Origin of the sequence: Psychrobacter sp. 1Y10 (assembly GCF_052259005.1) — a bacterium.
In the GTDB taxonomy this organism is placed as follows: Bacteria; Pseudomonadota; Gammaproteobacteria; order Pseudomonadales; family Moraxellaceae; genus Psychrobacter; species Psychrobacter saeujeotis.
In genome coordinates, this window is the sequence record NZ_JBQQES010000014.1 from 24,482 (window position 1) to 35,253 (window position 10,772).

Consider the following 10,772-nt stretch of genomic DNA (forward strand, 5'->3'; position numbering starts at 1 on the left):
TATAACATGAGTCGTTAGATAGCTGAGTCGCTATAGTTTACTAACATGCTTCACCCTATTTTCCCCAAGGAAACACCCATGGTCTCATCGAGCTCAACGACTCGTTCAAAACATACGTCATATCGCAGGCAGGCTTTAATGTGGCTGATGATGACTTTGCTTTTAGGGGTCTTGACCGCCCTGCTTTGGATGTTTAGTCAGACTCCCGCTATCGGTGCCAAAATTGAAAACGCGCCAATAGCAGCGCCAGAAGCCCTCAGTACTGAGCTGGCACAACCCTTGTCTGTTGAAGCGTTACATGAGCTTGATAATGACGTTCAACCGATCAACTTTGAAGATACCATCCGTGATTTGCGCAACTATCCTGATGAGTTTAAAGACAAGCGTTATTTGCTAGCCAATAAAGGTAAATGGACTGTACAAGTCATGAACGTAGCAGAGAACGAAGTCATTACCAGTTATCTGGAAGGCCGTGATGATCGTAAGAGGTTTTCATACTTTCGTTACCGTGATGATAATAATCAACTGCGTTATATGCTGACTTATGGACTAATGAGTAGTCCGCAAGAAGCAGTAGGCGCAGCTAAATTGGTTGATTTTGGATTACCAGCTGACGTACGTGTGCTGCCAGAAGAGATCAGCCGTTATGTCGGTATCGTCGACAATTATGAGCGTCCTGGATCCATCAAAGACTTAAGTACGAGACGTTCAAGATCTGTCAGATTGCAGCCGACTGAACGTGAGGTACCAGCTCGCAAGGCAGATGAAGGCTTGGCAAGCAATGAAGCTGGGAATGGTAATCAAACGGCAAACAATGGCACTGTTGAGAGCATTCGTCAATCAGAGGATACCTCTGCAACGTTGGCAGTGAACGAAGAGCGTACTGTGATTACCGAAGATGAAGGCCGTGCCTCATCAACCACCGCTAAAAAAGAAGATAATGCGCGTAGTTCTGGGTCGGAAGACAAAAGCTTACCAGTGGTTCCTACGCCAAAACCGCCAACTGCGCCAGACAGCAGTGAGAAAAACAGCTCAAGTTCAGCCTCAGCTAATAAAAGCGCCAGTAACGAAACCGTGAAAAACCCAAATGCTGGGTCGGCAAAAAACGATAGCGCTGGAGTAGCTAAAAACAAAGACGATAGCATCAAAGAGCTCATCGAAGAAAAAACTGACTAGCACTTTACCAGCTGATTAGCGCTGCCTTTATCGCTAGTTGCTGTGCCTGCAAGACGTAAGTTTTGCAGGCTTTTTCATGCCGATTTACTAAATGGTTTACTAAGTAGCATCGGAGAGCCGCTATGCTTTTGAAAACTGGTTACCAGTAATCGTTCAATCATGAGTATAAGCCCTTTTAAAATCATAAGAGTTTAAAGAAAAGAAAAAATAACTCAGCAGTATTTTATGAAGATTTTAATATAGCTAATTACGTGTTCTAATACTAAAAGTTTGAAAAAACTCTCGATACCATAATTAAATGAATTAATAAAAAAGACTAGATTTTTCTATAATCATTAACTAATATGAATATGGGTGACACTTTGTAGAGTTACTGTAAAGCAGCTATTTCGGTTGGCCTCTGTTTCATGCTGTTGTTGCAAGCTTTTATGGTAGCGTCGTCGCTTCAAGCGTATTGACTGACCATTTGCATTAAGTTTATTAAGAATGGTAGTACAAATCCTCTTATCCTCTTCCTTCCTAGGGTTGTTAAGACGCTTGAATGTAAAGTGTCTGATATTCAAACTCAATTGAAAACCGTGTTATCAGGCTTTCAGTCAGTTGTTGATCGATATATGTGTCATATTGATGCTTATAACTAAAAGCTTTAAATAGCTGCCAAGCAAAGAACAACGTGCTAATACTTTAACGATTAGCTTTTTATCGACGCTCTTATCTTGCTTCTATTAATGCTTAGCAGCCGTCTATTTAGTGGTCTGTCTTAAATAAATGCGACAGTGATGAGTATTTTGTCACTTTCAACGCGCTAAAACCTATTGTTAATCGCATCATTTATTTATCCGGAAATATGAGTATTTATCATTAACCCGTTCTGCCTACGGCATTTTGCCTATGTTCTGCATTGGATACATAGGCTGCCCGTTCACTTAAAAGGACTAGCCATGTCAATGATTTCCTCCCATACGCATTTGGCCACGCCAGATGACTTCTCTGATAACTGTGGTTTTGGTTTGATTGCTCATATTGAGGGTCAAGCCAGCCACAATCTGGTAAAGACTGCTATTCATAGCTTAAGTTGTATGACCCATCGCGGTGGTGTTGCTGCCGATGGTAGAACTGGTGATGGTTGTGGTCTATTGTTAGCAACGCCTACGGAGTTCTTTCAGCAGATTGCCACTGAGCAGCAGCTTGTACTTAATGACAATTTTGCTGTCGGTATGGTCTTTGTTAACGTAGATAATGATAAAGCTCAGTATAGTCAACAAATACTCTCCGAAGAGATCACTGCGCAAGGCCTAGATGTAGTAGGCTGGCGTGATGTACCACTCGACTTAAGTATCGTCGGTGAGATTGGCCGTGAGACATTACCTGATTTTAAGCAAGTGTTTGTCAATGCACCTGATGATCTGGTCGCAGATGATTTTAACCGTAAGTTGTTTGTCGCTCGTAAAAAAGCAGAGCAGCGCTTGGCTGATGACGAGCTGTTTTATGTGTGCTCATTAAGTTGCCAAACTATCATTTATAAAGGGTTGGTAATGCCCTCAGATCTGCCAGCGTTCTTTCTAGACTTACAAGATGAGCGTTTGGCGTCCCATATTGTCGTTTTCCATCAGCGCTTTTCAACCAACACCCTGCCGCGTTGGCCACTCGCGCAGCCATTTCGCTATCTTGCCCACAATGGCGAGCTTAACACCATTACGGGTAACCGTAATTGGTCAGAAGCACGTACGCCAAAGCTAAAATCAGAAAAGTTGCCGAACCTGAATGAGTTGTCGCCATTAGTCAACCGTACAGGTTCAGACTCATCAAGCTTAGACAATATGCTTGAGGTGCTGATGTCAGGCGGTATGAATCTGTTTCATGCCATGTCGATACTTGTGCCACCAGCTTGGCAAAATGTCGATAGCATGGATATGGACTTGCGTGCATTTTATGAGTTTTATTCGCAGCATATGGAAGCGTGGGATGGGCCAGCAGGTCTGGTGATTCAAGATGGGCGCTATGCGGTCTGTATGCTCGATCGTAATGGTCTGCGACCCTCACGTTGGGTGACGACTAAGAATGGCTATATCACGGTGGCCTCTGAAGTGGGCGTTTGGGATTATGATCCTAAAGATGTATTAGCAAAAGGACGCGTAGGCCCAGGTCAGATGCTGGTTATCGATACATTGACTGGTCAAATCTTAGATACTAAAGCCATTGCCACCTTACTTAAAAAGGCTCATCCTTATCGCAAGTGGCTGCGTGAAGAAGCGAAACGTATCCGCGATGATGAGCGTTTAGAAGAAGAGCTAGCAGCGCAAGCATGCCGCGGTGATAAGTTAAAAGCTCTGCAAAAAATGTATCACATTACCAATGAAGAGCGTACTGAAATCATTCGTCCCAATGCCGAAAATGGTCAAGAGCCAGTCGGTTCGATGGGTGATGATACGCCAATGGCGGTGTTATCGCAGCAAATTCGCCATGTTGGAGATTTCTTTCGTCAGCAGTTTGCACAAGTAACCAACCCGCCGATTGATCCCCTGCGTGAGTCAATCGTCATGTCGCTGCAAACGTGTCTTGGTGCTCAAACCAACGTATTTGCGCCATCAGAAAAAGACGCGCATCGCATTATCTTATCGTCGCCAGTATTATCAGCCAGCAAAATGCGGCAGCTTGAAACCTTGGATGATCTAGCGTTTCAGATGGCACGTATTGATCTAAACTATGATCGTACGCTAGAGCTGTCTGAGGCTATCAAAGCTATTTGCGAAGAAGTGGCACGCGCTATCCGTGCTGGTCATACCTTGATTGTATTGTCCGATAAAAATATCGCTGCAGATAAAGTACCAGCGAACGCCATTATGGTAACTGGTGCGGTGCATCATTACTTGATTGCTCAAGGTATCCGTACTGATGCCAACTTAATCATCGAGACTGGTCTGGCACGTGACTCACATCAAGTAGCAGTATTGATAGGCTTTGGGGCAACCTGCGTTTATCCATACCTAGCCTATGATGTCATTGATGATTTGGTCGCAACAGGGGAGTTGCTTGGCGATCCGATTCAAGCACGGGTTAACTTTCGAAAAGGCTTGGATAAAGGTTTACTAAAAATATTATCAAAAATGGGCATCTCTACCATTGTCTCTTATCGCGGCGCACAATTATTTGAAGCCGTTGGTCTTTCAGAGGAGGTAGTGGGCTTATGCTTTAAAGGCGTACAAAGCCGTATTAAGGGAGCTACCTTTACCGATCTGGCAGCAGACCAAGCGCAATTGGCGGCCAATGCTTTTAAACGTCGCGCGCCACTGGATCAAGGGGGTTTACTAAAATTCGTCTTCAATAAAGAATATCACGCCTTTAATCCTGATGTGATTAATAGCTTACATACGGCCGTACGTACGGGCGATTATGACAATTATCGTAATTATGCCGATTTGGTCAATAGCCGTCCGGTTGCAACCTTACGTGATTTGTTGCAACTTAAAACGGATAACAGTATCGATGTCAATAAAGTTGAAGATACAGCAAAGATTTTGGCGCGTTTTGACTCGGCTGGTATGTCGCTTGGCGCGCTATCACCCGAGGCGCATGAATCAATCGCTATGGCGATGAATACCATTGGCGGACGCTCAAATTCAGGGGAGGGCGGTGAAGATCCTACTCGTTATGGTACCCTACGCAACTCAAAAATCAAACAAGTCGCCTCTGGTCGTTTTGGGGTCACGCCTGCCTATTTGCGTTCAGCAGAAGTCATGCAAATTAAAGTTGCGCAAGGTGCAAAACCTGGCGAGGGTGGTCAGCTGCCAGGCGGAAAGGTCAATGCTTTGATTGCCCGCCTGCGTTACTCTGTGCCTGGAGTGACACTCATCTCACCGCCGCCGCATCATGATATTTATTCTATCGAAGATCTTGCCCAGCTTATTTTTGATTTAAAACAAGTCAATCCAGATGCCTTAGTCTCAGTTAAATTAGTTTCGCGTCCAGGCGTTGGTACCATTGCGACAGGTGTAGCAAAAGCTTATGCCGATTTGATTACCATCTCAGGGTATGATGGCGGTACCGCAGCCTCGCCACTGTCCTCTATTCACCATGCAGGCTCGCCATGGGAGCTAGGGTTAGCTGAGACGCATCAGTCGCTACGCGTCAATGGTCTGCGCGATAAAGTACGCGTGCAAACTGATGGTGGCCTCAAAACAGGCCTTGATGTGGTCAAAGCCGCTATTCTTGGAGCAGAAAGCTTTGGTTTTGGTACCACACCGATGATTGCAGTTGGCTGTAAGTACTTGCGAATTTGTCATCTTAATAACTGTCCGACAGGGGTTGCCACGCAAAAAGCTAAGCTGCGTGACGAGCACTTTATTGGTGAAGCTGAGATGCTTATCAATTTTTTCAAATTTGTGGCCACTGAAACGCGCGAATGGCTCGCCGCTCTTGGCGTACGTAGCATGGAAGAGCTGGTCGGGCGTACAGATTTGCTTGACGTATTAGAGGGCAATACTGACAAACAGCGTCATCTTGACTTGACGCCGTTACTATTTAGTCATCCTGCCAGTAGTGGCAAAGCGCAAACTTGTCAGGTTGAGCGTAATGAGCCGTTCGATAAAGGCTTACTGGCTGAGCAGATGATTAGTGATATGCTGATTAATATCCGTAAAGGTAGTGGTGGTGATTATAGCTATTATGTCGGCAACTGTGATCGCTCTATTGGCGCCCGTATCTCCGGTGAGATTGCACAAGTCTGGGGCAATCTTGGCATGAGTGACATGCCTATTAAGCTGCATCTAACAGGTACTGCAGGGCAAAGCTTAGGCGTTTGGAATGCAGGCGGCTTGCATATTGAGCTTGAAGGTGATGCCAACGATTACGTCGGTAAAGGCATGGCAGGCGGCGAGATTGTGATTTATCCGCCAAAAGACTCAAACTTTAGCGCACAAGAAACCGCTATTATCGGCAATACGTGTCTGTATGGTGCGACAGGTGGCAAGCTCTATGCAGCAGGCACAGCAGGTGAGCGTTTTGGGGTACGTAACTCTGGCGCTCATGCCGTCATCGAAGGCACGGGCGATCATTGCTGCGAATATATGACAGGCGGTATCGTCACGATTCTTGGTCGTACAGGACTTAATTTCGGAGCGGGTATGACAGGCGGGTTTGCTTATGTACTTGATATGGATGGCGACTTTTTTGATCGCTGCAATCATGAGCTGATTGACCTAAACCGTATCTCAAGTGAACAGACTGAAGAACATCGTATCCATTTGCAGCAGGTTATTGAAGTACACGTGGAGAAGACAGGTAGTGCGTGGGGTCAGACAATATTGGCTGACTTTGAACACTATGTTCGTAAGGTGTATTTGGTTAAACCCAAAGCGGCGAATATTGCAACACTGCTTAAAACCACCACAGCCGATCCACAGTAATTTGCTGTTTATTGATCTGCTAAGGTTTAAGTAAACATTTAAGAGATTACCTCTCACTGCGCTAATATTGTAGGTAGGTAAGTGACAGTATCGCTAGGTCTCTTGACCTAATATAAATGGTATATGCCAACTGTCACTACCCACTATAGAAGAGCCCCATATAGAAGAGTAAGTCATTATGGCAAAACGCTTAGATAATAGTTTTCAGTTTTTAGAAGTACCACGGGTTGAGCCGAATAAAAAAGACATTGCGACGCGCTCAACAGAGTTTGTCGAAATTTACAAACCATTTGAGAGTGAGTCGGTGGCCGAGCAGTCCCATCGTTGTCTTGAATGCGGCAACCCCTACTGTGAGTGGAAATGTCCAGTACACAATTACATCCCTAATTGGCTTAAACTTGCCACCGAAGGGCAGATATTCCAAGCGGCAGAATTGTGTCATCGTACTAACACTTTGCCAGAGGTCTGCGGGCGCGTCTGTCCACAAGACCGCTTATGCGAAGGTGCCTGTACATTGAATGATGGTTTTGGCGCTGTGACTATCGGTAATGTCGAAAAGTACATTAACGATACCGCCTTTGCGCTTGGCTGGCGTCCAGATATGTCAGATGTCGTCTGGACAGATAAAAAGGTTGCCATTATTGGTGCAGGCCCTGCTGGTCTTGGCTGTGCCGACATTTTGGTAAGAAATGGTGTCAAACCAGTCGTCTTTGACAAACGCCCTGAGATTGGCGGCTTACTGACCTTTGGTATTCCAGAGTTTAAGATGGAAAAAGACGTCATGCGCAACCGCCGTGTTATTTTTGAAGGTATGGGTATCGAGTTTCGCCTTGAGACAGAAATCGGAACTGATGTCAGTATTGATGAGCTGTTGAGTGATTATGATGCGGTATTTATGGGTATGGGTACATACACTTATATGCGTGGCGGCTTCGCTGGTGAGGAGCTGGACGGTGTCTATGATGCACTAGATTATCTCATTGCCAACGTCAACCGTTGTAACGACTGGGAAAAAGATGCCGACGAATATATCGACCTAAAAGGCAAAAAAGTCGTCATATTAGGCGGCGGTGATACGGCTATGGACTGTAATCGCACCAGTATCCGTCAGGGTGCAGAGCAGGTCGTCTGTGCCTATCGCCGCGATGAAGAAAACATGCCCGGCTCGCGTCGTGAGGTCGTTAATGCGCGTGAAGAAGGGGTTGAGTTTTTGTTTAACCGCCAACCAACCGAAATCATCGGCTTAAATGGTAAAGTGAACGCGGTAAAAGTTGTCACTACGCATCTGGGTGCACCAGACAATCGTGGTCGCCGTCGCCCAGAGCCGATTCCTAACTCTGAAGAGATTATTCCTTGCGATGCGGTCATCATGGCCTTTGGCTTCCGTCCTAGTCCTATGGAGTGGTTTGAGACGCAGCAAGTGGCGCTAGACCCTACAGGACGCGTCGTCGCTTTAGAAGAGCAAACCTATAAGTACCAAACGCAAAATCCTAAGATTTTTGCTGGAGGTGATATGGTACGCGGTTCTGATTTGGTCGTGACCGCCATCTGGGATGGTCGCCAAGCGGCTGAAGGTATTTTGGACTACTTAGAAGTATAGTGTTTAAAGCAAGTGCTCTCTTTAAAAATGCGATAAGTATTGAAGAGTGAGTACATCAGTTTTGTCTATTTTGTACTCGCGCGCTTTGACCTTTAACGTCTTTTGTCTTTTAATAGATGAAAGGCGTTATTTTTTGCTGGTGAGTGAATAGTTATAGTTAATTCACTCCAAAAATGTTATGGCAAAGCTGATATAAATTTTTGTAGCCTCTGTCTGCGCAGGCACAGCAAGCAAGAAAATTTCTAACGGCTTTGCCTACAGATAAAATACATGACACTTTTAGTTAGTATTGGCTATATTAAATAGTAGCTGTCCGATTAATGGCTACGTAGTCAATCATCATCTAATAAGTGCTGTCTATTGATGTTTTTCATTATTGTTATATTTTCTATTTTATAAAAAGAGTGATTCCAAGTGAAACCGACCTTTTGGCAACGATTTACCGCCCCACTTGTTGAGCCTTATGCGCGTTATCAACATGCTGACGTATTGCACGCGATACGTTTGGGCACAGCGGTGCTGACTGCGCTATTATTGAATGAGGTCACCAATCTGCCACATGGAGAGTGGACCACCATTACGGTGTTTGTCATTTTGGGTTTATTACAATACCAAGGTGCAATTTATACCAAAGCCAAAGAGCGCATATTGGGTACCTTGCTTGGTGTGGGCGTCGGGCTTGGGTTTTTGTGGTTAAGTCAAGACATCGGTACGTGGATGTGGATATACTATCTACTTATCGGCATCATCAGCGGTATCATTGGGTATGTTGCGGTTAAACAGTTGGGTTATATTGGTCTATTAACGGGTATTACCATGCTGATGATTGTTTCAAGTCCTGACCAAAGCAGTATCGGTCAAGATGGTCTGTACCGTGCCTTTAATATTTTGCTGGGCGCTGGCGTGGCGGTGGCGGCGACCTTAGTTTTACCCCTCAAGTCTACTTTGATGTGGCGTTTTTTGCTGGCAAGCAATCTTGAGACCTGCGGTAATCTATATGCCGGAGTCGGCAACCATATTGATGCTGACATTCTAGTGCCCAAACCATTCAAATACACTAAGAGCACCAGCTCAGCAAGTTTGATTTATCCTACTAGTAGCTCTGTCCCTGATATCCCAGTCAACAAAGCATTGGTTAAGGCGCTACAAAAAATCAATAAGCGACTATTAGCAGTACGCCCGCACATTGCTGCGACAGAAAGAGAGTCGGGCATTGATAAAGAGACTTTAGAGACGATTCAGCGTACGCATCGAAATATCATCGGAACGATTGATTTATTATTAAGCGCCGCACCGCGCTTGGCTAATATTGAGATAGATGATGAGAATCATACCCTATTGATTCATTATCAGCATGAGCTGACCCAAGCTATGCTACACATGGCAGCAGTGCTGCGTAGCCCAAGTGATGAGGTGTTTCGGCCGATCACACGTATTACCGTATCAGATTATCCAAGTGTGCAAAACTTAGGGTTTGAATGGCAAGGTTATTTTTGGTTGACCCAAACTTTGCAAGTGCAATTACAGCGGCTTAGCGATTTATTACAGACCACCAAACCGCAATGGTTTGCAGCCTCCGGTCTTCGTTACCAGCGCCGCGAACAACGCCGAATTGAGAATAAAGGCGGCAAGACTGATCTACATCTATAAAAAAACGCTGACCCTTTAGAGTCAGCGTTTTTATATGCGTATGTAACCGATTAGAGGCTTGGGTTAATCGTTAAATAGAACGAAATTGTATCAACGACCAGTTTTGAGCTTATCCCAATATTGCTGATAGACTTGCAGCGCTTCATCGCCCACATCTTCTTGGAACTCAGCTTGCGCCAGTACTTCCTTACTTGGATAAATGGCTGGATTGTTTTGGACGCTTTTGTCCATCAGTTCACGCGCCGCCATGTTTGGTGAAGCATAACCAATCTCTTCACTAACAATCTTGGCATTTTCAGGACGCAATAAGTAATCAATAAACTTGTGTGCCGCATCAACCTGCTTGGCGTTTTTTGGAATAACAAAGTTGTCCATCCAAAGTATTGCACCCTCAGATGGGTATTTATAAACCAAGCTGGTCAGACCTTCATCATTGGCCATGACCGCTTCGCCATTCCATGTCATACCAAGGGCAGTTTCGCCTTCGATATAGGGCATGCGCGTCGCATCTGAATTAAAGGTTTTGACGTTAGGCATCAAAGTGGTGAGCTTATCATAAGCCGCTTTAATCTCATCAGGATTGCTACTATTGCCTGAGTAACCAAGCGTGAGTAGTGCCATGCCAAACACTTCACGCACATCATTAGTCAGCATCACCTGACCTTTATACTCAGGATTCCACAGATCATTCCAGCTATTAACGGTCGCAGGATCGACGCTATCGCCATTGATGGCAAGCCCAGTGCTACCCCACATATAAGGGATAGAGTACTTGTTTTCAGGATCGACCTTAGTGTTGGTAAATGAGGTATCTAGGTTACTAAAGTTACTAAGTTTTGACTGATCAATCTCTTGTAAAAGACCTTCATTGGCCATTTTTTCGACATAATAAGTAGAAGGTACTGCTAGGTCGTACTGACTAGAGTCGTCAAGCAGTTTGA

At 45.0% G+C, this 10,772-nt stretch carries 5 protein-coding genes; 4 read left to right on the forward strand and 1 reads right to left on the reverse strand.

The window, feature by feature from the left end:
• The first annotated feature begins 78 nt into the window (after nt 1-78).
• The 4 genes from ACTXGH_RS13420 to ACTXGH_RS13435 all read left to right on the forward strand — a co-directional run bounded on the left by ACTXGH_RS13420 (nt 79) and on the right by ACTXGH_RS13435 (nt 9,831).
• On the forward strand, nt 79-1,176 hold the full coding sequence (locus ACTXGH_RS13420; protein ID WP_439297074.1) for a hypothetical protein: 1,098 nt from the start codon (nt 79-81) through the stop codon (nt 1,174-1,176).
• A gap of 941 nt (nt 1,177-2,117) precedes the next feature.
• Nucleotides 2,118-6,581 carry a glutamate synthase large subunit gene (gene gltB / locus ACTXGH_RS13425; protein ID WP_439297073.1) on the forward strand — a complete coding sequence of 1,488 codons (4,464 nt, stop codon included), beginning with the start codon at nt 2,118-2,120 and terminating at the stop codon, nt 6,579-6,581.
• Nucleotides 6,582-6,759: 178 nt separating this feature from the next.
• Nucleotides 6,760-8,181: an FAD-dependent oxidoreductase gene (locus tag ACTXGH_RS13430; RefSeq protein WP_299217906.1), complete on the forward strand. Its 1,422-nt coding sequence runs from the start codon at nt 6,760-6,762 to the stop codon at nt 8,179-8,181.
• 414 nt (nt 8,182-8,595) lie between these two features.
• Complete coding sequence (locus ACTXGH_RS13435) at nt 8,596-9,831, forward strand: FUSC family protein (protein ID WP_439297072.1); 1,236 nt, start codon at nt 8,596-8,598, stop codon at nt 9,829-9,831.
• A 90-nt stretch (nt 9,832-9,921) separates the two neighbouring features.
• Here ACTXGH_RS13435 and ACTXGH_RS13440 read toward each other — a convergent pair.
• Nucleotides 9,922-10,772 (reverse strand): extracellular solute-binding protein (locus ACTXGH_RS13440; protein WP_439297071.1); only part of this gene is annotated, 851 nt, incomplete at its 5' end.

Coding starts and splice junctions, on each gene's coding strand:
- ACTXGH_RS13420 (WP_439297074.1), top strand. CDS start 79: ATGGTCTCATCGAGCTCAACGACTCGTTCAAAACATACGTCATATCGC.
- gltB (WP_439297073.1), top strand. CDS start 2,118: ATGTCAATGATTTCCTCCCATACGCATTTGGCCACGCCAGATGACTTC.
- ACTXGH_RS13430 (WP_299217906.1), top strand. CDS start 6,760: ATGGCAAAACGCTTAGATAATAGTTTTCAGTTTTTAGAAGTACCACGG.